Source organism: Erwinia papayae (assembly GCF_058241465.1).
This window is the reverse complement of the sequence record NZ_JBZCHT010000013.1, coordinates 1,370,185-1,391,719: the sequence shown is the minus strand read 5'-3', so window position 1 is coordinate 1,391,719 and position 21,535 is coordinate 1,370,185. Positions and strand designations below refer to the sequence as shown.

The 21,535-nt window shown below is 52.5% G+C and carries 19 protein-coding genes, 4 tRNA genes and 4 pseudogenes; 11 read left to right on the top strand and 16 right to left on the bottom strand.

Features of this window, described 5'->3' with window-relative positions; translation table 11 throughout:
• Window positions 1-56: 56 nt before the first annotated feature.
• Entirely contained in the window at window positions 57-1,085 is a 1,029-nt protein-coding gene (gene rsmC, locus AC3RPL_RS22665; RefSeq protein WP_034939505.1) for a 16S rRNA (guanine(1207)-N(2))-methyltransferase RsmC, read from the top strand.
• A 213-nt stretch (window positions 1,086-1,298) separates the two neighbouring features.
• Here the strand turns inward: rsmC and AC3RPL_RS22660 are convergent, their stop codons facing one another.
• Both AC3RPL_RS22660 and AC3RPL_RS22655 read right to left on the bottom strand, forming a co-directional pair.
• Complete coding sequence (locus AC3RPL_RS22660; RefSeq protein WP_490741618.1) at window positions 1,299-1,769, bottom strand: RluA family pseudouridine synthase; 471 nt, start codon at window positions 1,767-1,769, stop codon at window positions 1,299-1,301.
• Window positions 1,738-1,956 (bottom strand): hypothetical protein, encoded by a 219-nt coding sequence (locus AC3RPL_RS22655; protein ID WP_490741617.1) that lies wholly within the window; start codon window positions 1,954-1,956, stop codon window positions 1,738-1,740. Before AC3RPL_RS22655 ends, AC3RPL_RS22660 begins: the two co-directional genes overlap by 32 nt.
• 24 nt (window positions 1,957-1,980) lie before the next feature.
• On the opposite strand from AC3RPL_RS22655, the gene AC3RPL_RS22650 reads away from it, so the two are divergent.
• The 3 genes from AC3RPL_RS22650 to AC3RPL_RS22640 all read left to right on the top strand — a co-directional run bounded on the left by AC3RPL_RS22650 (window position 1,981) and on the right by AC3RPL_RS22640 (window position 2,300).
• Window positions 1,981-2,067, top strand: a tRNA-Leu gene (locus AC3RPL_RS22650).
• A 30-nt stretch (window positions 2,068-2,097) separates the two neighbouring features.
• Window positions 2,098-2,184: transfer RNA gene (locus AC3RPL_RS22645), tRNA-Leu, on the top strand.
• Window positions 2,185-2,213: 29 nt separating this feature from the next.
• Window positions 2,214-2,300, top strand: a tRNA-Leu gene (locus tag AC3RPL_RS22640).
• A gap of 111 nt (window positions 2,301-2,411) precedes the next feature.
• On the opposite strand, the gene AC3RPL_RS22635 is transcribed toward AC3RPL_RS22640, so the two are convergent.
• The gene (locus tag AC3RPL_RS22635; RefSeq protein WP_490741616.1) at window positions 2,412-2,687 is read right to left on the bottom strand and encodes a DUF1435 domain-containing protein; all 276 of its coding nucleotides are present in this window, start codon (window positions 2,685-2,687) and stop codon (window positions 2,412-2,414) included.
• 261 nt (window positions 2,688-2,948) lie between these two features.
• Between AC3RPL_RS22635 and AC3RPL_RS22630 the strand changes: the two genes are divergently transcribed.
• From AC3RPL_RS22630 to AC3RPL_RS22620, 3 genes are all read left to right on the top strand, one after another.
• Window positions 2,949-4,040 carry a GGDEF domain-containing protein gene (locus AC3RPL_RS22630; RefSeq protein ID WP_490741615.1) on the top strand — a complete coding sequence of 364 codons (1,092 nt, stop codon included), beginning with the start codon at window positions 2,949-2,951 and terminating at the stop codon, window positions 4,038-4,040.
• A gap of 417 nt (window positions 4,041-4,457) precedes the next feature.
• Entirely contained in the window at window positions 4,458-5,252 is a 795-nt protein-coding gene (gene fhuF, locus AC3RPL_RS22625; protein ID WP_490741614.1) for a siderophore-iron reductase FhuF, read from the top strand.
• A 71-nt stretch (window positions 5,253-5,323) separates the two neighbouring features.
• Complete coding sequence (locus tag AC3RPL_RS22620; protein WP_490741613.1) at window positions 5,324-5,791, top strand: YbaK/EbsC family protein; 468 nt, start codon at window positions 5,324-5,326, stop codon at window positions 5,789-5,791.
• Between the two features lie 45 nt (window positions 5,792-5,836).
• Here AC3RPL_RS22620 and AC3RPL_RS22615 read toward each other — a convergent pair whose 3' ends face one another.
• A complete protein-coding gene (locus AC3RPL_RS22615; RefSeq protein WP_490741612.1) occupies window positions 5,837-7,063 on the bottom strand; it encodes an MFS transporter in 1,227 nt (408 codons plus the stop codon).
• Between the two features lie 168 nt (window positions 7,064-7,231).
• On the opposite strand from AC3RPL_RS22615, the gene AC3RPL_RS22610 reads away from it, so the two are divergent.
• A complete protein-coding gene (locus AC3RPL_RS22610; protein ID WP_490741611.1) occupies window positions 7,232-7,717 on the top strand; it encodes a DUF2946 domain-containing protein in 486 nt (161 codons plus the stop codon).
• A 56-nt stretch (window positions 7,718-7,773) separates the two neighbouring features.
• The gene (locus AC3RPL_RS22605) at window positions 7,774-9,225 is read left to right on the top strand and encodes a PepSY-associated TM helix domain-containing protein (protein ID WP_490741610.1); all 1,452 of its coding nucleotides are present in this window, start codon (window positions 7,774-7,776) and stop codon (window positions 9,223-9,225) included.
• Between the two features lie 59 nt (window positions 9,226-9,284).
• Here AC3RPL_RS22605 and AC3RPL_RS22600 read toward each other — a convergent pair whose 3' ends face one another.
• Genes AC3RPL_RS22600 through AC3RPL_RS22590 form a run of 3 tightly spaced genes read right to left on the bottom strand, consistent with a single transcriptional unit; the run spans window position 9,285 to window position 12,749 of the window.
• The gene (locus AC3RPL_RS22600) at window positions 9,285-10,268 is read right to left on the bottom strand and encodes a nucleoside hydrolase (protein ID WP_490741609.1); all 984 of its coding nucleotides are present in this window, start codon (window positions 10,266-10,268) and stop codon (window positions 9,285-9,287) included.
• Window positions 10,265-11,311: a LacI family DNA-binding transcriptional regulator gene (locus tag AC3RPL_RS22595; protein WP_490741608.1), complete on the bottom strand. Its 1,047-nt coding sequence runs from the start codon at window positions 11,309-11,311 to the stop codon at window positions 10,265-10,267. Before AC3RPL_RS22595 ends, AC3RPL_RS22600 begins: the two co-directional genes overlap by 4 nt.
• A gap of 52 nt (window positions 11,312-11,363) precedes the next feature.
• Window positions 11,364-12,749, bottom strand: coding sequence for an MFS transporter (locus AC3RPL_RS22590; RefSeq protein ID WP_490741607.1), 1,386 nt, complete (start codon window positions 12,747-12,749; stop codon window positions 11,364-11,366).
• A gap of 700 nt (window positions 12,750-13,449) precedes the next feature.
• Here AC3RPL_RS22590 and AC3RPL_RS22585 point away from each other — a divergent pair.
• Together AC3RPL_RS22585 and AC3RPL_RS22580 are read left to right on the top strand one after the other, a co-directional pair.
• On the top strand, window positions 13,450-14,019 hold the full coding sequence (locus AC3RPL_RS22585; protein ID WP_490741606.1) for a histidine phosphatase family protein: 570 nt from the start codon (window positions 13,450-13,452) through the stop codon (window positions 14,017-14,019).
• A gap of 256 nt (window positions 14,020-14,275) precedes the next feature.
• Window positions 14,276-14,352: transfer RNA gene (locus AC3RPL_RS22580), tRNA-Ile, on the top strand.
• Between the two features lie 646 nt (window positions 14,353-14,998).
• Here AC3RPL_RS22580 and AC3RPL_RS22575 read toward each other — a convergent pair.
• The 9 genes and pseudogenes from AC3RPL_RS22575 to AC3RPL_RS22535 form a co-directional block, all read right to left on the bottom strand.
• The gene (locus AC3RPL_RS22575) at window positions 14,999-15,463 is read right to left on the bottom strand and encodes a DUF943 family protein (RefSeq protein WP_490741605.1); all 465 of its coding nucleotides are present in this window, start codon (window positions 15,461-15,463) and stop codon (window positions 14,999-15,001) included.
• Window positions 15,453-16,298, bottom strand: coding sequence for a YPO3983 family protein (locus AC3RPL_RS22570; RefSeq protein ID WP_490741604.1), 846 nt, complete (start codon window positions 16,296-16,298; stop codon window positions 15,453-15,455). Before AC3RPL_RS22570 ends, AC3RPL_RS22575 begins: the two co-directional genes overlap by 11 nt.
• A gap of 436 nt (window positions 16,299-16,734) precedes the next feature.
• Window positions 16,735-16,974: a hypothetical protein gene (locus AC3RPL_RS22565; RefSeq protein WP_233592505.1), complete on the bottom strand. Its 240-nt coding sequence runs from the start codon at window positions 16,972-16,974 to the stop codon at window positions 16,735-16,737.
• 671 nt (window positions 16,975-17,645) lie between these two features.
• A pseudogene (locus tag AC3RPL_RS22560) lies at window positions 17,646-19,792 on the bottom strand (DUF927 domain-containing protein).
• Window positions 19,793-19,865: 73 nt separating this feature from the next.
• Window positions 19,866-20,030: pseudogene (locus AC3RPL_RS22555) on the bottom strand (hypothetical protein); the annotation flags it as partial.
• On the bottom strand, window positions 20,027-20,206 hold the full coding sequence (locus AC3RPL_RS22550) for a hypothetical protein (protein ID WP_490741603.1): 180 nt from the start codon (window positions 20,204-20,206) through the stop codon (window positions 20,027-20,029). The pseudogene AC3RPL_RS22555 and the gene AC3RPL_RS22550, both read right to left, overlap by 4 nt.
• Before the next feature lie 195 nt (window positions 20,207-20,401).
• Window positions 20,402-20,536: a DUF1493 family protein gene (locus AC3RPL_RS22545; protein ID WP_490741602.1), complete on the bottom strand. Its 135-nt coding sequence runs from the start codon at window positions 20,534-20,536 to the stop codon at window positions 20,402-20,404.
• Between the two features lie 49 nt (window positions 20,537-20,585).
• Window positions 20,586-20,693, bottom strand: a pseudogene (locus AC3RPL_RS22540) (DUF1493 family protein); the annotation flags it as partial.
• 41 nt (window positions 20,694-20,734) lie between these two features.
• Window positions 20,735-21,193, bottom strand: a pseudogene (locus AC3RPL_RS22535) (STM2901 family protein).
• Window positions 21,194-21,535: the final 342 nt, after the last annotated feature.

Genomic DNA, 21,535 nt, shown 5'->3' with positions numbered 1-21,535 from the left:
CTGCAACGCCGGTTAATTCAGGTATACTCCCCGTTCTGATTCAGAAGGAGCCACCGATGTCTGCTTTTACCCCGGCCAGTGAAGTCATACTGCGTCACAGTGATGAGTTTATTCAACGCCGCGTACTCTTTGCCGGCGATTTGCAGGACGACCTGCCCGCCCAACTGGATACCGCGCTGAGTCGGGTGCATACCCAGCAGTATCATCACTGGCAGCTACTGAGCCGCACACTGGGAGAAAATGCTCACTACGGCCTGCTGGCGACGCCGGAAATGGTCGCGGAGTGCGATACCCTGATCTACTTCTGGCCCAAAAATAAGCCGGAAGCACAGTTCCAGCTGGAAAATTTGCTCGCCCTGCTGCCCACTGGCTGCGACCTGTTCGTGGTGGGAGAAAATCGCAGCGGCGTGCGCAGCGCAGAACCGATGGTTGCAGAATGGAGCACGCTGAATAAAATCGACAGCGCCCGCCGCTGCGGCCTTTATTATGGTCGTCTTGATAAAAAACCGCTGTTTGATGTGCAGGCATGGTGGGCTGACTATCCGCTGGGGGATCTGACGGTGAAAACCCTGCCTGGTGTGTTCAGTCGCGATGGTCTGGATGTTGGCAGTCAACTGCTGCTCTCCACCCTGAAACCGCACACTAAAGGGAAGGTGCTGGATGTCGGCTGTGGCGCAGGCGTGCTGTCTGCCATGCTGGCACGTTTCTCCCCGAAAGTTCGCCTGACGATGACCGATGTCAGCGCCGCCGCCGTTGAGGCCAGTAAAGCCACGCTGGCCGCCAATGGTCTGGAGGGGGAGGTTTTTGCCAGCAATGTTTATTCCGGGGTGAACGGTCGCTATGACATGATTATATCCAACCCACCGTTTCATGATGGGATGCAAACCAGCCTGGAAGCCGCTCAGCAGCTGATTCGTGGCGCGGCTAAGCATCTTAATATCGGTGGTGAACTGCGCATCGTCGCCAACGCTTTCCTCCCTTATCCACAGGTGCTGGATGAAACCTTCGGCAGCCACGAAGTGCTGGTGCAGAATGGGCGCTTCAAGGTGTATCGCGCGGTCTGGTCGCGAGCGGCAAAACGTTAAACGTCTGTTTTACTGAAATACGCCGCCGCTGAAGGGATACCAGCTGGTGTTTCTGACTCCAGCACTGTTTCACCCGTGTGGTGAGATTCAGGGGCGGTCAGGAAGAGAAACAATGCCTGTCAGGTAGAGTTGACAGGCATTCACTTTTCCGGACTCATAAGCATGGCTTTTTTAGCCGATCACAACGGAATGACCTTCCGCAAACTCAGCCTGTTAATCCCAGGCATGTACAGGGGCCATGTCCCAGTCTTTAATCCGGTACTCTTTTTTGCCGAATGTCACCTTTATTAACTCAAGATCACCCTGCGGATTTTCAGGTAATGCCATCCCTGTATTCGAACAGTCGCTGGTAGTGACACGAGTTATTCTATTTTTAATCAGATGCTTGTGATCAGGCTTAATAATCTGATTCTCGCAACAGGGTTTCAATTCATCGGGCACCGTTTTGAAGACTGTTGCCGTTACAGAACTGCTTATCGGTGACGAGATATACCTCTCCTCAGGCTTACAGGTGCCTCTTCTGTTCATATGAACAACTGCATTGTATGATTTCACTATCTTTCGCAGAAAACGACTTTCCCCAAATCGGCTCAGACTTTTGTCTTTTTTCGCAACCACAGCGTCAGATCTATGATCCGCGGACAGAGCCGCATTACGCACTCCAATACACTCCAGCAATTTCATAATCACTCCCGATATATTGAAAAAACCACCATAGCGAGGCGAAGATATTTTTTATATCAAAATAAGGTTTTCCCGGGCAGTTAACGTTTTTTGTCTCTGGCGCTTTTTGCAGCGATTGCCGCACCAGCGTTAAATAACTGTTGACCTGTTGGGGAAAATCTCTAGAATGCGCCTCCGTGGTGGTCATACAACACTGTTGTACTGACGGCGGGCGAAGGTGGCGGAATTGGTAGACGCGCTAGCTTCAGGTGTTAGTGTCCTTACGGACGTGAGGGTTCAAGTCCCTCTCTTCGCACCAAACCACGTTGTTCATATCGCACAGCACTGCGCGAAGGTGGCGGAATTGGTAGACGCGCTAGCTTCAGGTGTTAGTGTCTTAACGGACGTGAGGGTTCAAGTCCCTCTCTTCGCACCAATGCGGTGATATGAGCAGATCAACAAGACGCGAAGGTGGCGGAATTGGTAGACGCGCTAGCTTCAGGTGTTAGTGTCTTAACGGACGTGAGGGTTCAAGTCCCTCTCTTCGCACCATGTTGATCGCCATTCATTCACTCTATTTTGAGCCAGCCCCCGTAGAATTCTTTTGTTCCACCACGACTGAAATGTCACTCTGCTTTTTGCCATAAGCCTGTCATAAAACGCTTATAACACAGAAAAATTGACTGAGATTGCCGCCATCCCTGACGCCACGGCCAGACAGGAAGGCAGAAGCAGATAATGACGCGAACGTTGGTTAAACAGCATAGCGATGGTCGCCAGTAAGGCACATACCATCATGGTACGCCACGCGGTGAAAGAGAGATCCAGCAGCAGAATCGGCGGTACTACCAGACAGGGAAGCACCACTCCCCAGGCGCTATCCAGCCGCTTTACTAAACTTTCATATCCCCGCCAGAGTATTACTTTTGTTGTCAGCATCAGCCAATCCCACACCATTTTAAATGATAATGATTCCCAATATCATAATGTAATAATTCTCATCTTGCAGCAAAAATCGTTATCATGCTGTTGAAAAATTAAACCTTCTGGTGACAGTAAAGTTATTAAGTGATAAATTGAGTCAGTCCGAAATTAAATAAATTTAAAATAATAACTACATTAAACTATTACAGGAATAAAAAAGAACGGTAATTCTGTTAATCACCGTGCATTATTCAGGGCAGTAACGAGTAGAGAATAATGAAATTACAAAGCTATGATGAATTGCTTAACAGCAGGCACAGGCTCTCGCTGATGCTATTTCTTTTTTTAAATGCAGCAACCTCTTTATTTTGTTTATGCAGCGATATGAAAAAAATCGCCTTCAGCTATATTACACCTACACTGATCCTGGCCGTGTTCAGTTCCGGATTATTGCTCTGGATATTTTTAAGGCCTAAAGGTGAATTTCCGGTATTAAATATTGTATCGTTATTAACCGGATTACTTTGGGTGTGGCAAATTGTCGCGAAGTACCAGTTAGTGTTTTATTTTGACAGCAGTTTTCTGATGCTCAGTCTGATTGGCGTATTTTTTATCAGCGTTATCGCTCTGGGTAATCATTTACCCGCTTTTTGTCTGCATATAGCGCCCTCTTCGGTGGCGGTGCTGTTGTTGGATCACGGGCAGAATATCCTGATGATCCTGTTTACTATCGCTCTGCCATTAATCGGCGTGACGCTGCATCAGCTGATGCAACACCGTGGCGATACTTTTACCCGCCGCCTGGTCCACGAGCTGTATGCAGATAAAGAAAAGTACAGTGGACTCAGTATGATTGATCCTCTGACCGGCCTGTATAACCGTCGCGGACTGAAGAACCGGCTGGAAAATATTCCCGACACCGGCAATCACTTTGTACTGTTGTTGGATATCGATCATTTCAAAGCCTATAACGATAATTACGGTCATGCGATGGGCGATCAGGCGCTGGCCAGAGTGTCAGCAGCTATCCGTGATGCGGTGCGTTCGCGTGATGTGGTCACGCGCTATGGCGGTGAGGAGTTTCTGGTGCTGATGACCAATATTAATGAATCAATAGCCCACAAGCTGGCGGAACGGATACGCCAGTCGGTTCTCGATCTGGAAATTCCCCATCGTTTTAATGACCGGGTTGCCACCCACGTAACGGTCAGCGCGGGTTACGCACAGATGAAAGCTACAGATTTCGACAGCGCGCTGGCTAACGCCGACCGGGCGCTTTATCTGGCAAAAAATCGTGGGCGCAATACTATTTTATCCTACCGGGATATTGTGAAAAGCGGGTTGAGTCAGCCAGCAGATACCCTTTGAGCCATTAACAGATGAAGCTGGCCGAATTATTAAATGAATTTACTATTTATACTTAATCCAAATTACCGCAAAAATGCCCCGAACTATTATTTTTTCTAATAAACCTGAGCATGACATTACTGAATTAAATGCTCCTGCGGTAGCGTTTAAATAATTTCTCCACGTCTTAAAGCGCGTCAAATCCGCGGTAAATTCATTTTCGTCTGAAGCTGATAATCTTTTTTCTCCACCAGGAAGGCAGCTCGCAGCAATCAAAAAAATAATCCTGTTTTTATGCCACTACAGTAAATGAGAACGGCAGACTTTCGCGGCCGTCGACCATACCCTCTGCCAGACGCTTGTCTGTCCGCTCCCCCTCAGATAGAATCAAGAACGATTATCATTTGTTTTTGCACTTCCATTCAAACTGGATACCCTATGACCACCACTGTTCGTCAGGCATCTGAGTATGGTTCACACCCGCTGATTTTTATGCACAGCAACCGCCCGCTGGCAGCCTCGTTGCGGGCGTTATTCAGTGAACATCGTGCTTATTTCCTTGATTCGATCAGGCTTGGTGAACAGCCCCCCGCTGGCAGTATGACTCTCAGCGCCTGGTCCTCAACAGAAAATTTCGCCAGGCTCAACGCGCGCTACGGTGATTATATGTACCGCGAACAGCCGCAGATGGAACGTGAAAACAAGCCGTTACAGTCACTCTGGGCGCAGTGGTATCTAGGCCTGGTGATGCCGCCAATGATCATGGCGCTGCTGCTGGAAACACGTGCGCTGGATATCTCTCCGCAACATTGCCAGGTCGAGTTCAGCGAGACGGGCCGCCCTGCCGTTTTCTGGTTTGATGTGCGCGAGGATGAAACAGCGCGTTACCTGTCACCGCGACAGCGTGTTGACCGCCTGATTCAGCGCCATCTGATCCCGGTGGTCAATGGCATTGCACAGCATGACGGCATTAACGGCAAACTTATCTGGAGCAATACCGGCTTTGCTCTCCACTGGTTTCTGGGTGAACTGGCTCCACTCACGGGTGAGCCGCTGCGCCAGGAACTGGAGCAGGCTTATTTCTTCTCGCGCACCCTGCTGGATGGTTCCGACAATCCGTTCTTTCGCACCATGCTGCCCCGTGACGGCGAGATGCAGCGCCGCACCTGCTGCCAGCGTTACCGCCTGCCCAACGTTCAGCGTTGTGGCAATTGCACCCTTAATCCACTCTGATCCCTCGTCTTCCCGTTTACAGTCAGCCGACTCTGTGGCAGCTTAAGCCGTTCTGAAAAAGGGAGATAAGCATGAGCCTGGAGTCAGTACGGCAGTTCTTTGCCGAACACGCCCCTGAAATTGGCATTATTGAACTGGCGGAAAGCACCGCCACCATCGAGCTTGCCGCCCGCGCGCATCACGTGAAACCGGGGCAAATCGCCAAAACGTTATCGTTGAAGGTCAAAGAGCGCGTCATCCTGATTGTTACCCGGGGCGATGCCCGCCTCGACAACCGCAAGCTGAAAGAGATGCTGGGCTGTAAAGCCAGGATGCTGAGTACCGATGAGGTGGTTAACTGGACCGGACATCCCGTTGGCGGCGTTTGCCCGTTCGGTCTGGAAAACCCATTGCAGGTGTTTTGTGACGTCTCGCTGCGGGATTTTGCTGAAGTGCTGCCCGCCGCCGGATCGATTAACAGCGCGGTGCGAATCTCACCGGAACAGCTGGCGAAACTGACGTCCGCCAGTTGGGTGGATGTCTGCCAGCTACCGGGCTGACGCACAGGAAAAGCGGATCGCCCGGATCCGCTTTCAGTTATTCCCTCAGTGAGAAGCTTTCTCTGCCTCACTGCCAGATGAAATTGCCACGCCCCTCGTCTCCCGCCCGAAGGCCACCAGCAGAGTGATTAATATCGCCACGGTCCCGGCGACGATCGCCATCGCCAGGCCGTAGTTATTGCCGTGCGCTTCGGCAATGTGTGATTGCAGCGAGGCATTCACTGAAGCAATCAGGTTTCCTAACTGGTAGACAAAACCAGGCAGCACAGCACGGGTGTTCGCCGGGACCAGCTCGGTCAGATAAGTGGGCACCACGCCCCATGCGCCCTGCACCATAAACTGCATCAGAAATGCGCCCAACCCGATAGTGAAGGAGCCGGAGGAGAATGCCCACAGCGGTAGCACCGGCAGGGCCAGCAACGCGGCAATCATTATCGCTTTTTTACGTCCAATTTTTTCCGACAGCGTGCCGAAGAATACCCCGCCCAGCATGGCGGCCACGTTATAGCAGATGGCGATAATGCTCACCGTATGTGGCGTGAAACCGTGCTGTACCTTCAGGAAGGTCGGATAGAGGTCCTGAGTACCGTGGCTGAAAAAGTTAAAGCAGGCCATCAGTAATACCAGAAAGAGGCACAGTTTCCACTGGCTGCGCAGTACCGGCATCAGCGCCACGCTCTCTTTGCGCTCTCTCGCCGCCAGCCATACCGGAGACTCCGGCACTTTAAACCAGATGTAAGGCAACAGGAAAATCGGGAGTGCGCCGATCAGGAACATGCCACGCCAGCCCACGGTGCTGTAGAACAGGCCGAAAATGATCGAAGCCAGCAGATAGCCCGCCGGATAACCTGCCTGGAAGAAGCCGGACATCATCCCGCGTGAACGATCCGGAATGGTTTCCATTGCCAGCGATGAGGCCACGCCCCAGATGCCCCCCATGGCAATGCCATAGATAACCCTGAAGGCCAGAAATGTCCCCAGCGTGGGCGACCATGCCGAGAGCAGCTCAAACAGGGAAAACGTTACGATATTCACCATCAGGATCGGCCTGCGGCCATATTTTTCAGCCAGACGGCCAAACAGCAGCGCGCCAATCGGTCGAACGGCCAGCGTCAGCATAATGGCGATGGAGACGTCGGAAATTTCCGTGTGAAAATTTGCCGCAATATCACTCAGAACAAAAACCAGTATAAAAAAGTCGAACGCATCCAGCATCCAGCTGGCAAAACTGGCGAAGGCCACATTGCGCTGGGTAGAAGTCCAGTTGAACATAGGGATTATCCTGTCTTACAGCGTGCGGGAGCCACAGCGGTGGGTTAGTAAAATGTTAACCATTTGTTTATAGCATGCTTACAGAAAGCTATCCTGGTGGATTTGTGACCCTTCACTTCAGCCTGTAAGCAGCTGTTTCTGAACTCTCGCTACATTCAGGCCCCTTTTTTGCTACAATCGCGCTCTTTCTGTGCTGACGAGGATCTTCAGGACTTGTCGCTGTTCGCCCTGCACCGCTCCCCAAACCGCTACGCGGCCTGGGCCGGTCTGCTGGCCATGCTGCTGATTTTTATCGCCCCGGTTATTTCCAAATCACTGGAGATGACACCTGCCCGGCATATGGCGATGATGATGAATATGCCTGGTATGGCGATGCACGATATGCCCGGTATGACCACGGATGACGATGTCATGGCCGCCGGAGACACGCAGAAGGCGTCACATTCTCCCCTGTCAGTGATGGATGACAGTGCCTGCGGTTACTGTCTGCTGCTGGTACACCTGCCGCTGGCGCTGACCAGTCTGCCACCGCTGTGGTCCGTGCTACAGGCCGCCAGCCTGCATGCGGTTCCCCTGTTCAGCCCGGTTATCAGGCGCTTTATTCCCACCTTCTTCCGTCCCCGCGCACCACCCGCATCGAGCCGCGTGATCTGAAAAAATAGTGCTGTTATCACCTGCTCAATGCCTGAACACAGGCGGATGGAACCATTATGTCGGAAAAAATCCTGGCGCGGCCTGCCCGTGCCGCTCAGACAGGTAGCGCGCTGTTGCCGCTGCTGCGCCGTCTGCATTTCTATATTGGCCTGTTTATCGCGCCTTTTATCTTTATCGCCGCGCTGACCGGTACGCTGTATGTCCTCACACCGCAGCTGGAAAATGCGCTTTATGCTGACCAGCTGTTTACCCCGGCCAGCGGGCCTGCCAGGCCCCTTGCCGCGCAGATTACCGTGGCTGAACAATTTATCGGACCCGACGCAAAAATTGCGGCGGTGCGACCTGCTCCCACCCCAGGTGAAACCACCAGGGTGATGTTTACCACCGCAACATCAGGCCCGTCGGAAACCACCGCCGTCTTTATCGCCCCGGATACCCTGCAGGTTCGTGGACAGCTGGATGTTTATGGCACCAGCGGCATTCTGCCGTTACGTACCTGGCTGGACTATCTGCATCGCAATCTGCTGCTGGGCGATGTCGGCAGAAATTACAGCGAACTGGCCGCCAGCTGGCTGTGGGTAGCTGCGCTGGGGGGCGTACTGCTGTGGGCCACCAGCCGCTCGCCGCGCAGAGTCCGATCCGGCAAAGCCTTACGTGGCCAGCAGATACTGCGCCACCGCTACTGGCACAGTACGCTGGGCTTATTACTGCTGCTGGGACTGAATTTTTTCTCCGCCACCGGGCTGACCTGGTCACGCTGGGCCGGAGATAATATCGCCGCCATGCGGGCGCATTTTGGCTGGCAGACACCGGTGGTCAATACCGCACTTACCGCCGGACAACCTGCTGCTACCGACCCGATGCCCGGTATGGTGATGGCCGCACCGCACCCGGCGGACGAACATCAGCAGCACAAAATGTCAGGGATGATGCCCCATAACCCGGCGGTCAGCGTGCAGCCTGCGCAGTTTGACAGGGTGCTGAAAGCGGCGCGTGATGCCGGGATTAATGCCGCTAAAATTGAGATCCGCCCGGCATGGCAGCCAGACAAAGCCTGGACGGTGAGTGAAATCGATCGTCGCTGGCCCACCCATGTGGACAGCGTGGCGGTTGATCCGCAACGTTTTCAGGTGGTGGATAAAGTGGAGTTCGCCCACTATGGCATGCTGGCAAAGCTCACCCGCTGGGGGATTGATGCACATATGGGGGTGCTGTTCGGCCTGGCTAACCAGCTGCTGCTGGCTTTTTTTGGCGTGGGGCTGTGCGTGATGATCGTGCTGGGTTATCGCCTGTGGTGGCTGCGCCGCCCCACCCGCGGACAGACTCTCCACCCGGCAGACACGCTGTGCTACTGCTGGCAGCAGCTCTCGCTCAGCGCCCGTTTCTTGCTACTGGTGTTGACCGTAACCCTCGCGGTCAGCCTGCCGTTGATGGGGATCAGTCTGCTGGCATTGCTGCTGGTTGATATCGTGCGCTGGTACCAGGCAAGGAAGTCTGTCGCCGCCTGAGTCGTAATGGGGTGGCAACGCCACCCCCGAATTTAACCAGCGGCCCGTCCGGCAAGCGGTCAGGGCGGATTTTTCAGCGCCTGCTCCAGCATCGTTAACAGCAACGGGTTATCCACCGTCTTCAGCACCTGCACCCGGCTCCCCGCAGGCTCCCCAACCGCCACATCAACGCGCAGCGGCGGTCGAAATCGCCAGGCTTTACCGCGTGTCATTCCCGGCCGCACTTCGACATCAACATAATAGTCAGCCGCCGTCGCCACCTGAGGATTGATCAGCCAGGCGACCACCAGCGCATCATGGATCCAGCAACCTGGTATATTACGGGTCTGCATTGAGTATTCGAGCCAGGGTCGCAGAGTTTCACAGACATAGCTGGCAAGCCAGCCGTCAATGCTGGCAAAACGCTGCAAATCCTGCCGGGTCAGCATCGTTTGCGTAGTGACATCCATCGGCACCAGCGTAATCCGCGCTCCGCTGGTCAGCACCTGCTGCGCCGCCTCCGGATCAAGCCCGAAGTTAGTGTCCTTGATATAGTCATCCAGGGTAAACACCCCGCCCATAATGACGATTTCCTGTACCGCTGCGATCATCGCCGGATAGCGCGCTATCGCCAGCGCCACGTTGGTCAGCGGCCCGATAGCCACCAGGGTTATCTCCCCTGGATTGTCACAAATCAGTTGACCAATGGCATCCGCCGCCGCCAGAGAGGGAGCCTGGCGAACCTGTGGCGATGCCACGTCCCGCCACAGATGGGCCAGATTTGCAGCATAAACGCGATTATCCAGCGCCTCCCGCCACGGCTGAGCGGGTTCAACCAGCGCCTGTTCGGCCCCCTGGTATACCGGCACCGTCAGGTTTCCCTGCGTCACCAGCGCCATTGCCACATTGAAACCGATATCACTGGGGGTGTTGCCTGCCACGGTGGTGATCAGCTCCAGCGAGATATCAGGCGATCCCAGTGCCAGCGCCAGTGCCAGCCCGTCATCCACATTCGCTCCGGTGATACCGTTTCCGGGATCGCAATCAATAATCACTCTTCTCATCTGGTTTTTCGTATTCCGGGTTCATTGTTCTGTAACAGGCAGCCGCAGGACTCCCCCTGCTGAAACTGATGAGCAAACTCACTCAGTTGCCCTTCACTTTCTCCCGCTGACAGCATCGCAATCGCCTGGCGAGCCATCGCCTCTACCGGCTGACGCACCGTGGTCAGTGAAGGCACATAAAATGCTGATTGCTCCGTGCCGTTAAAACAGACCAGCGCAACCTGTCCCGGTACGCTGATACCCTGCTCTGCCAGCGCCCGTATGCATCCTGTCGCCTGCGCCTCATTGCTGACAAACAGCGCACGAGGCATTTTTTCACCCGCCAGCATGGTTCTCGCCGCCTGATAGCCCCCTTCGCGCGTGTACAGGGTCGGGAAAATCCACTGTGGCCGCTCGGTTATCCCGAACTCAGCCAGCGCCTGACGCCAGCCGGCAAGACGATCCTGGGTGTTTAACATCGCCAGTGGCCCGCAGATAATCCCGACATCCTGATAACCGTGGCTGAGCAGATGGGCGCTCACCTGATAAGCCGCCGCCCGCTCATCAACCCCCAGAATATGAACGTTCAGCGCCGGATCAACACGCTCCAGCATCACCAGCGGGGTGCCACTGGCCTGGATCACCTCAATAAAGGGATGGCGATCGACGCTGTTATAAAACAGGCCATCCACCTGCTGACTGAGCAGGTTATTGATCAGCTCAAGTTCGCGCTGGCGGCTGTCTCCGGCATCCCCCAACAACATCACCATGCCACTTTTTAGCGCTTCCTGCTGCAATGCATGAGCAAAGGAGGCAATAAACGCATTGGAGATATTTGGCACCACCAGCCCCAGCGTTTTGCTGGTTCCGGAAGCCAGCGCGCGGGCAACCTGGTTTGGCCGGTAGCCTGTTTTTTTAATGGCGTCCAGCACGCGAAGCCGCGTTGCCTGAGCAACCGGCCTTGGCCCCTGGTTGATCACGTAGCTGACCACCGCAACGGACGTTCCGGCTTCTCTGGCCACATCGGCTCTGGTGGCACGATGACGACTTATTTTTGTCAACATGCCACCTGAAAAGCAGTGAGCCAGCACAGCCGCTGGCGGGATCGGGTGATAATCAAATGGCATCCTCCGGCAAATTAAGATCGCGGCCACGGGTTTCCGGCGCGACAAAGGTGGTCAGAAAACCAGTCAATGCCATCAGCGCAAAGTAGCAGGCAATCGGCCACCAGTGACCGCTCCAGGAGAGCAGCGCGGCCGCCGCCAGTGGCGCTGTGCCGCCCGAGAGGATCGAGCCAAGCTCTTTTGCCGTCGCCATTTTGGTGTAGCGGTGAGTCACCCCGAACATCTCCACGCCCCACGCGGCCTGCACACCATAGATCCCCAGTGAGGCTAACCCCATTCCCGTCACAATGGTCGGTATCACAATCAGCGGCTCTCGCGAGTCCAGCAGCATAAATGCAGGGAAGGCATAGAGTATCAGCAGCAGACAGAACCAGCGGTAGGTGATACGACGACCAAAGCGGTCAGAAAGCCAGCCAGCAAAAGGAATTATCAGAAAGCCCAACACTGAGGCGATGAACACGGCGCTGGTCGCCACAGATTTGTCCACGGCCAGCACTTTAACCACGTAGCCAATGATAAACCCCTGCGCCAGATAAGAGGGTCCGTTTTCACCAATGCGCAAACCCACCATAATCAGAAACGCCCGACTGCGTTGCAGCAGGCTGCGTTCAGCCTGCTGCCGTGGCGCAGGGCTTGTTGGCGAGTTGCGTTGGGCAAGGAGCTCCGCTTTCTGGCGCTCAAAAACCGGCGTTTCGCGCAGATGGCGACGTATCCATAGTGCAACCAGCGCAATCAGCGAGCTGCACAGAAAGGGCACACGCCAGCCCCACGCCTGCAACTGCTGAGGGTCCATTTGCACTACCGCCAGCCAGACCAGTGAGGCCACCAGCGTTCCGCTGTTGGAACCCAGAGCAATGATCGAGGAAACCAGGCCACGTTTTTCGGCAGGCGCATACTCGCCCAGCATCACCGTACCACCTGACAGCTCCGCCCCTGCGCCAAACCCCTGGCTGAATCGCAGTAGCACCAGACAGGCAGGCGCCCACAATCCAATGGAGGCATAGCTGGGGATCAGCCCAATCAGGGTGGTCGACGCGCCCATCAGGATGATGGTGCTGAACATCACCACCTTGCGGCCTTTACGGTCGCCCAGCCAGCCGAAGAACAGAGCGCCAATCGGGCGGGCGATAAACCCGACCGACCAGGTGGCAAAGCTTGCAAGCAGTGCCATCGCCGGGCTGGCCTGGGGAAAGAACACATCATCAAAGATAATGCCGGCGGCCAGACCATAGAGTGCAAAATCCGCATACTCCATTGCCGTACCCAGCCAGCAGGAGAGTGTTGCCCGCCAGAATTCGCTGCGTCCCTGAGGAGTGGCAAACCGCTCATCGGCTGCTGAGCGTGAAAGGTCCGGCTGGATTGATTGTTGTGTGGACATAAAAAATCCCATGGTAAAAGACGTGCTTATTTCGCTCTGCGCGGGCCTGGTCAGCCAGGAAACTGCACCGCTGAGAACGTTCTTTTGCTGATGCCAGGCTGAAAGATCGGTAACAGGTTCCCTGGTGTTGGGATGTTCTGCTCGTTTCCCGTTCGCTGGTTTGATAACCAGTCGTATTCATCACCTGAAACGAAGACAGCCTGCTGACCAACAGAAAACCGCATCTGATGTCGAATCCGCAAAATCTACCCGCGTAGAAAATGAACCGGAGAACGATAAGCGGCCATACCCGCCCTGAAGGTGCGCTGCGTTATTGGCATAAAAATTATTTAAATACTCTTTTCGTACAGATAGTTAATTCCTTAACAACCCGGAAAAACGCCATACGATCTTTGTTGGTCATGCAGGACCGATTTTTTAATCAGCTTTACACTGGCTCTGGCGGCAATCATCTGAACAGCTTAATGTGTCAGCAGTATGACGATGTCTTCCCGTGTGATGGCTTCAGCAGCATAAGAGCCTGTGCCACCGGGCGTTATTGTCGCAGCCGGTCCGGACACGGACAGCGCGCAGAAACCTGAGCACGAGAGGATTTCGGGCACTGCCCGGATTCAGAATGGCAGATAAACCAGCCCTGATGGGCCAGGCTCTGAGTGCACTTTATCGTCGTGGCGTAGACCGGGCTTAACGGAGAAAGGTAATGACCATCATCCTGATGCGGCATGGCAAACCTGCTCATTTTTCCTCTGGCTGGTTGCCTGCGCGGGCAATGAAGCAGTGGTGCGCATCCTATGATTTGTCGCTGGTCGAAGAGGCTGCGCCGGAGAGAAGCGCACGGATTGCCGCTGCCGCAGATTATATCGTTTCCAGTCCTTTACCTCGTGCCTGTTCATCAATGCGGAAATTAGGGCTGGAGGCAAGCCTGGTGGATGGATTGTTTCGTGAAGTCTCCCTGCCGGAGATGGCGTTGAGCTGCCCCGCTTTTCCCGCAGCCTTCTGGCTTTCTCTGCTTCGGGCACTGTGGTTTTGCGGTTATTCAGGCCAGGTGGAGTCTTATCGACAGGCACAACGGCGCGCGAAACAGGCAGCCGAACGACTGATTGCATTGTCCTGCCACGGCAATGTCCTGCTGGTGGGACATGGGATTATGAATAAAATGATCGCCCGCCAGTTGCGTAAAGAGGGCTGGCTGGCAGAGAAACACGCCAGTAGCCGCCACTGGAGCACAGCTATTTATCACCCTCCATTGATTCCGTCACAGGTTGAATAGTCTCAGGATCAATAAAAGCGCCGCCTGAGATGGCAACCCAGACGACCACCGGCTGCTCAGCGCCGCGCCTGAAAGATGGCACGTTGTTTAGTTGCTTTTCGGGCTTGTGCGTTATGAGATGTGAAGAAAGGTGTGAACAGCCAGAAAGTATTGTTAATCAAACAGTTCCAAATAAAACTCAACTGCCTGAAAAACAATCAACCGGTAGCGAATCGCTGGATCGCTGTGACAAGTTCCTTTATAATCCCGCGCCACAGGCCCCTTAGCTCAGTTGGTTAGAGCACGCGACTCATAATCGCTTGGTCGCTGGTTCAAGTCCAGCAGGGGCCACCAGATTTATCAAGGGCTTACGTGAAAACGCAGGCTCTTTTGTTTTTTCGGGGATATGCTGGGGATATTTTCAAACGGTAAACATGGTGCATTATGATTGTTTGTTGGCCTCGCCGGTTTGCCTTAAGATCCCCCTCTGGACGAAGCCAACCGGTGAAATGCCGCCCTTCCGGAGGGTAGCCTGCCGCATTGGCGCTGATAGTGCCTGGCCAGTTTATCCAACATTTCCTCAGAAACGCGCGGATACTTCATCCTGATCCCTTCTCTCAGAATCTTGCACATGATGCCTCTCATGATCCGTTCTCCTGGGTCAGATTGTTTGCCTGAATGTATCTTGCATGGGGTGTTTTCAAAATACAGCATACGGGCACGATAAAAACCTCATGTTGTGCATGAGTCAGTTATTTTGCGCTCACGTAGCGATACGGGTAAACCTCACTCTACCCTCCCGGTCCTGCTGCGGTTCACGTGCGCGTATAGATGCAAAGAAAACCTTCAACGCGCGCGTAGTGATGCCTGGAAAATCTTGAAGGAGGGTAGACAGAGTGGTATCTCGTTGTACTGACGACCTGTATATCCTGGCTTTGTATCTACTCTGGATGCCGGTAAGGCTGCTTCTACCGGGTTAGCCTAAATCAGATAAGCGGTTTCATTCGAGTTTCACTTTTACAACTTCTCCATTTCCTTTTAACTGATAGATTTCGCTGTCAGTGGTAAACGAAATTCCCATATTCCGACTTTTATCTACTGAAAAAACTCTATTTTTATCAATGCAGTTTTCAGGTGGTTTCATATCCACGAAGCAACGCCGGTCATATTTTTCTTCTTGCTTATAACCGTCACCAAATAACCAGAAAATAATAGTAAAATCACCGTCTTTTTCAGGCTTCGGAATGTTGTACTTTTCTTTTATTATCTCCTTGTTTTTTATCCACCAGTTTATTTTCCCTTTGTCACTATAAGGGAAATTTTTTACTAAAACTGAACTATGACTGCCATCAATATGAACTGCAACGATTTCCACCGGACGTACTGACATCCAGATAATGTAAGGTAGCAGAGCGAAACCAATCAAAAGAAGGCTGTAGAGCGTTTTCTTACTTCTAATTTTCATTACGTTCTCCGAAAATTTCAATTGTGGCTTCCATGTTCGTCATGAAAGGTTTAAAACCAAAATGATTATAACGTTGGAGCACAAACCAGATACGAAAAAAATGGAACTGGTTGAACTTAAACTTCAAAATATCATCATCATCCAGCCCAAAATGATCCTGGATTTTGTAATGCGCAACTGCCCGGTAGTAGTCATTCCCGAGATGAAGTGATTTTATGGTAATTTGAGTTGCCCAGGTATCGTGAACGGTAATACCCATGCCATTAAATTTATCCTGTAATCTGTCAAACTTAGGAAGTCTCCCATCAAGTACTGCCTCTCTTAATTTTTCTTTTTTGTTTTCAGGGTAGCTTTTGGTAGTCCAGTCGATATTGCCTTTAAAAGCCTTTTGTAATAACAATCGAGTACTGTTTTCACTCGATCTATCATTCATGATCTGTTCACTCAATGCCCTGTCCAAAGACATATCCCGAAAAGGTGTGCCGTTACCGTACTGCATATGGGTAATCATTCTTTCAATCAGGTGTCTGTATGGCCCGTAAGTGGCAAATGGTCGGGACAGGTGGCGGAATTCATCAAACAGAATACTGGCGCACTTCTGGCGGGTGATTTTCTCTCCTGTACCACGGGAGCCATGAAACATCGACTGTGGCTGGCTGAACGGGGTGATTTTTGTCAGTGTGTAAGGATTTGCCCTGGTGGAAACGTCCACCAGATGATAATACGTTTTCAGTTGTGTCTCCGTTAAGTCGCCATAACGCATATCTTTAGCGCCGTAGTCATCCATCCATTTCTGAGTTTTAAAAATAGTACAGGGGAATTGTAGAGCTGACACGATATCGCTTCCTTGTGTGTATTGGTCCAGGAGGTTATTTGCAGAGTGAGAAATCATACCCTGCTTAAACTGTCTGTAAATGTCCGGTATCAGGTTGGGCGAGGAAATTAAGAATTTCGCCCAATTTTAGAAGAGGCTGATAGCTAAAGGCTCACACCTGAAACCCCGGCTATGTATATGGACAGTCTGCAAATATTTGTGTACCACTCAGCCGGTTCAGTATGTGCGGCAGGCTTGGGACGCGCCCGGATCGCTGCTCCTGCCGCAGTTTCAAATTATGATTATTATCGGAATTAAATTTCTAATTTGGCGGGTATAAAAATTTGATGTGCAGGGCAGGGCCATACTGAAACATAAAACGGGTAGAGCTACCCGGAGGACTGACCTTCCACAACTTTTCTGAAGGTCAGTACAAGGTTTTGAAGGTTATTTATACTTAACTGCGATGTTCTGTCAGAGTATTTTCCCCCTCATCCATTTTTTGTCTCAGAAGTTCTACCCGCTCCATCATTACCCATGTAAGACAATCCCGCGCGGTAGTGTTGGTTAGTTCGGTTATGGCAAATACAAGAGCACGGCACTGATCCAGTAATTCAGGCTCAGAGATATCCGTTGCGGTAAACATGCCATCATCAAGGAAGGTTAAAAACCCGGAAGAAGTTTTTTCGGTATCCATACCAGTAATCTCACTTTGAAGTTTAGAACCTCACCAGACCACTGCTAAATGGGGTGGTGAGGCGTAGCAGGGTTAGCAGACCGGTCAAAGCGAAACCCGGCGAGCGCGAGCGCTCCCCTACCACGCCCCACCATAATTGGGCGTGACTTGTCCTTTACGGGTACAGAAACCGCTGAATATTTAGCGGTAATCCCGCGCTTTGCTTCAGGCTGCTAAACCTGGTCGCCCACGTTGGAGCAGCGAGGCGAGAATAACGCCGACCAGTATTAGCTGGCAAGAAATAATGATTAACCGGCGGCTGGTTAGTGGTAACACATTTCAATTTGCGGCTGGATGCAGAAGGGAAAACGGGATTATAGCTATATAAAACGACTTATCCCACCTGTCCCACTTGTCCCAAATGCCATAACTAAATGATTTAACTGAAAGTGCTTTTTACTTCTGGGATAAGTTGCCCTGATTTTGGGACAAGTTGACCTGTTTTCGACCTGTCCCGGCCACCAGCAGAGGCGAACTTATCCCAGAATAGCCCTGACTTATCCCAAAACGCCCCCAACCTGTCCCACTTTCATCCCAGAAATAAGCATTCATACACTTTAAAAACAATAATTTAATCTTTTATATATACCTCCGGGACAAGTGGGATAAGTCGTTTTACGCGCACGTGTAAGCTATTCGGGTGTGCTTTCTTCCGATCCCGGTGCAAACAGCAGAACGTATGCCCAGGGCCTGGCATTATTCAGGTGCTTCAGGCGCGGCGTTCTTATCTGCCAGTTTTTACCGCTGGTGGTTTTTTTTGAGCATTCCGGCTTCATGGAATATCCGTGCGGTGGCGGCTTTGTTGTGGCTCCCGGCGACATACTTTTTAAACGGTGCGGGCAGCACGTAGAAGAGCAATGGATCATCGTATTGTTCACCGTTATCGCGATATCCCATCAGTTCGGGGAGCGGTAAATCTCGCGGGTCATAATTCAGCGGAGCAAACCGGCTCATACCAAAGGCATTAAGAAATGCTGCGGCCTGCTCAACAATCTGCTGGTGCTCTTTGTTGCCGGTGCCAAATTCGGCCACCCAGGCATTAAAGCTGTGCTGAACGGCATCCCGGCAGGCCTGCGCATCCCAGCCGGTAATATGGTCTGCCAGCAGCAATGCAACCTCCATCACGGCAAAGCGTTCTCCGACGCGGTGAACCTGTTCCCCGTAACTTTCAGGGATAAGACCGCGCCAGCGTGCCCGTGCAGCACCTGCGGCCTCCTGAGCCTCCTGAGCCTCCTGCTGATGGTCGGCAAGCCAGCGCACCCATTCACGCCCCGCCGCACCGTGGTGTAGCGCCCACGCATCACGAAGGGCATCGCCATGGGCCTTGCCCGATGGCAGGCCGTGAAACACCGTGGCCTTTTCAGAGGAACGTTAAGCAGGCGCACCAGTTGCCCCGCTTTGGGCCTGATACCCTGGCTCAACAGATAGGTTTCAATGTCCATTTCCCCGGTGCTTATGGCAACGGTGCGCCAGCGTTTTAACTCCCGGTTGCCACCGTCTTTTGCACCCTGTAGTTTTCCTGAACCGTTGAACAGCGTGTAAGCCGAGGTGGCTACTGATTTGGGGTCTGCTCCCTGTCCAACTTCATCCAGCGCCAGCAGACCGTCATGGTGTGCCTGTGCTTCATTAGCGATACCCAGCGCCGTGCCGTACCACGTCAGGCGCAACATCTCCGGGTTTCCGTAAAGGCTGCTGGCAAAATACTGGCCGTGGTGGTTTTACCGGCACTGGACTGCTGGAAGAAATGCACGCCGAACCCGTCAGCCCCCACCAGTCCGATTATCGAAGCCGCCAGCACAGCGGCAACGCCCAGCATCATCGACGGATTGCCCGCCACCAGCGCGGCGACATTTTCACGCCAGCTCTGTGCGGTTCCCGCCACGGTATGACCGGACGCCGTGGCGCTGCGTCCGTGGAAAATCACGCGCTTTTCACTGTCGCCGATAATTTCCCCGTCTGGCATGACGTAAACGCCGTGCTGCCACCCGGACAGGGTGGCAGCGTTCCACAGCTTCCCGTTGTCGCTGTCCGTAAGATGGTCGGCAAGAATGGCGCGAAGATGGTTTTTGGCCGTGACGCGCAGTCCCCGATTGCTCAGACGCGACCAGCCCTCACGATTGCCGATATCACCCGCTGCGATAGCTTCAGTACGTTTCGGACGGTTGCCGGGTGGCTGCCAGCGCAAAACAACAAAATCGGTACCGTCACCCACGCCGGTCCCCAGCACGTCCACCCTGCCGCATAACCATTGGCCGGGGCGCTGAAGCTCTCCGGATTTATCAATGTTGGGCATGACCCAGTACAGCCCACCAGCGCGGGCCTCCACGCGAGGGGCCAACTCGTCCAGCGGCGCACAATTGCCGGTTGCTTTGCGCATATCGTCAACCAGGCTTTCGCCGCGTCCGGACTGCTCACGCACCCTAGCTAAATATTCCCGCCAGTCCTCCGGCTGCCGGTCGGTTATTCCCCTGTACAGCGCTGCATCCTGCACCCCGGCCAGCGCCAGCTTTTCGCCAATGGCGTTAATCATGATCGGCTCAATCTCGCCCGCCAGATAAACGCGGGCAGCGCGGCGGCCTTTGTCGATAATGCGGAGGTTATCCAGCTCCGCCAGCTGCTTTGGCCCCAGATAAATCGGCGGGAGGGTGTCTCAGGCAATCTTTTTGCTGTAATCCTCCTCCCACGCGCTGGCGTGGCTGTGTGCATCAGCCCCGGCAAAAGTAACCGCCTCGGTGAATTTATCTTTTGGCAGTTGCTTAACGTTCGGTGCCGATTTCATCGCGCAACACTCCGCATTACCGCTGGCGTCCTGCCGGTTATGGTGGCCGTTCTCAGTAATCCCCCTGAGCGGGCAGCGCGGCTAAATCTTCAGAGAACTGGCGAGCGGAAATGCCCCACATGCCGATCTCGTCATAAATCTTAATTTCTGCCGGGCCACCCGCTTTAGCCTGGATTGAATACCACTGTTTAAGGACCGCGCCACCAGCCTGCGCCCTGACTGGGTAACTGTATTTCATGCCCACGCCCCCAGCGAGTTTTTATGCCAGTACAGAACGCCGCTGCGAACAATCTGTCCTTTTGTGGGAACAGGCATTTCAGGATGGTTCTTGCGAACGAACTCCTGGTACTCCCGAATTTTTTCTAACGTGGCGTCGTCCAAGTGGACGGTTGCGCCTTTCTTTGATTTAGCCATCTGTTGATACCTCAATAACTGGATTAATGAACAGTATCAATCCATTTAAATGGTAAATTAAATAATATTAACCATAAAAATTGTTAAAACAGAAACGCGCATAAAAAATCCGGACTGCTCCGGCCTGGGTGCCTCTCCTTAAGGACAAGGCATACATGAGTAAAGATAATCTACCGTGTTGTTCAGAAAGCGTTATCAGTCATAAAGCCAGCGGCCCACTTTGGCAGACTCGGCAAACATACGTACTGTCAACGGTTTTTCGCAGAAGATTGATTTCGTCCTGAATAACGCGGCGTTTAAACAACCTTGTAAATAATGGTTTATGAACAACAGGGTAATATTCCTCAATATTCATCGACGATATATCCACACCGAATTTGCTGCTGTAATCGTCAATTGCATAGGGAAGTTCGTCCAGTTCAGCGTAATCCTGTAAGACTGTATCTATTTCAAGAGGAATTCTGCCAGATTTCAATGATACTGGCATTGAAAGCTCATCTCTGAAGAAATTGAGGACATCACTTTCCGTTACCATATTTTGTCGTCACCTCTGGCAATGGAGTTATATTTTGTTACTGTGTTAAATGTTATCTGAACTAAGTCGTAAGAAAGAATAACCCACCCAACAACAGGAATAGCGCGACCAACAAAAGTACTCACTTTGTGAGTCATAATGACCTTTAGCTTATGGGGTGGATATCCACCAACGATAGACGGTCATTCTTTTCCCCAGGGAAATTTAGCATTTCCGAAAAGTTTTCGCGCTCCGCGAGAAACATATGCAGTTCCGGGTGTTGCTCCGGCAAATTTACCCCTTGTTGAGGAAATATTCAGTCCTGCAACAATCGCCACAATGGCACCAAAATCTTTCACCCCAAGTTGATCAGCAACCTGTTCGCAAAAAATCATAAAAAGCATTTCACTTGCGCTCAGATTTGGTCTGCCAGCATAGAAATATGTTCCGTTAAGTTGTTCAACCGTATCCATACATGCTCCTTGCTAATGATTTACCCCCATCTTAGATCACTCAGGTCCAGGAGGCACAGGTAAATTGCATTTAATCTCACTCATTCAGGAATGTGTTTAACGGCACTCAAACAAAAATAAAACACAGAAAAATAAAATTTATTCGTTTAAGTGTCTACCTGTCTACCGCACTAATTAACTGATTTATAATTGATTACTCTCAGCAGTAGACACGGTAGACACTTAAACCAGTTATTTTAATTTTTTACGTCTGTATCAGGTAGCCCTGAAGCAGCAGGGAGCCAACCGTCAGCATCGTCACCCAGCAGAATGTTAGAAATGGTTCTGCCCTTATCTGCCCCT

What these genes read in the sequence shown, in the direction of transcription:
- rsmC (WP_034939505.1), top strand. Translation starts at nt 57, where the DNA reads ATGTCTGCTTTTACCCCGGCCAGTGAAGTCATACTGCGTCACAGTGAT.
- AC3RPL_RS22660 (WP_490741618.1), bottom strand. Translation starts at nt 1,769, where the DNA reads ATGAAATTGCTGGAGTGTATTGGAGTGCGTAATGCGGCTCTGTCCGCG.
- AC3RPL_RS22655 (WP_490741617.1), bottom strand. Translation starts at nt 1,956, where the DNA reads ATGACCACCACGGAGGCGCATTCTAGAGATTTTCCCCAACAGGTCAAC.
- AC3RPL_RS22635 (WP_490741616.1), bottom strand. Translation starts at nt 2,687, where the DNA reads ATGCTGACAACAAAAGTAATACTCTGGCGGGGATATGAAAGTTTAGTA.
- AC3RPL_RS22630 (WP_490741615.1), top strand. Translation starts at nt 2,949, where the DNA reads ATGAAATTACAAAGCTATGATGAATTGCTTAACAGCAGGCACAGGCTC.
- fhuF (WP_490741614.1), top strand. Translation starts at nt 4,458, where the DNA reads ATGACCACCACTGTTCGTCAGGCATCTGAGTATGGTTCACACCCGCTG.
- AC3RPL_RS22620 (WP_490741613.1), top strand. Translation starts at nt 5,324, where the DNA reads ATGAGCCTGGAGTCAGTACGGCAGTTCTTTGCCGAACACGCCCCTGAA.
- AC3RPL_RS22615 (WP_490741612.1), bottom strand. Translation starts at nt 7,063, where the DNA reads ATGTTCAACTGGACTTCTACCCAGCGCAATGTGGCCTTCGCCAGTTTT.
- AC3RPL_RS22605 (WP_490741610.1), top strand. Translation starts at nt 7,774, where the DNA reads ATGTCGGAAAAAATCCTGGCGCGGCCTGCCCGTGCCGCTCAGACAGGT.
- AC3RPL_RS22600 (WP_490741609.1), bottom strand. Translation starts at nt 10,268, where the DNA reads ATGAGAAGAGTGATTATTGATTGCGATCCCGGAAACGGTATCACCGGA.
- AC3RPL_RS22595 (WP_490741608.1), bottom strand. Translation starts at nt 11,311, where the DNA reads ATGTTGACAAAAATAAGTCGTCATCGTGCCACCAGAGCCGATGTGGCC.
- AC3RPL_RS22590 (WP_490741607.1), bottom strand. Translation starts at nt 12,749, where the DNA reads ATGTCCACACAACAATCAATCCAGCCGGACCTTTCACGCTCAGCAGCC.
- AC3RPL_RS22585 (WP_490741606.1), top strand. Translation starts at nt 13,450, where the DNA reads ATGACCATCATCCTGATGCGGCATGGCAAACCTGCTCATTTTTCCTCT.
- AC3RPL_RS22575 (WP_490741605.1), bottom strand. Translation starts at nt 15,463, where the DNA reads ATGAAAATTAGAAGTAAGAAAACGCTCTACAGCCTTCTTTTGATTGGT.
- AC3RPL_RS22565 (WP_233592505.1), bottom strand. Translation starts at nt 16,974, where the DNA reads ATGGATACCGAAAAAACTTCTTCCGGGTTTTTAACCTTCCTTGATGAT.
- AC3RPL_RS22550 (WP_490741603.1), bottom strand. Translation starts at nt 20,206, where the DNA reads ATGGCTAAATCAAAGAAAGGCGCAACCGTCCACTTGGACGACGCCACG.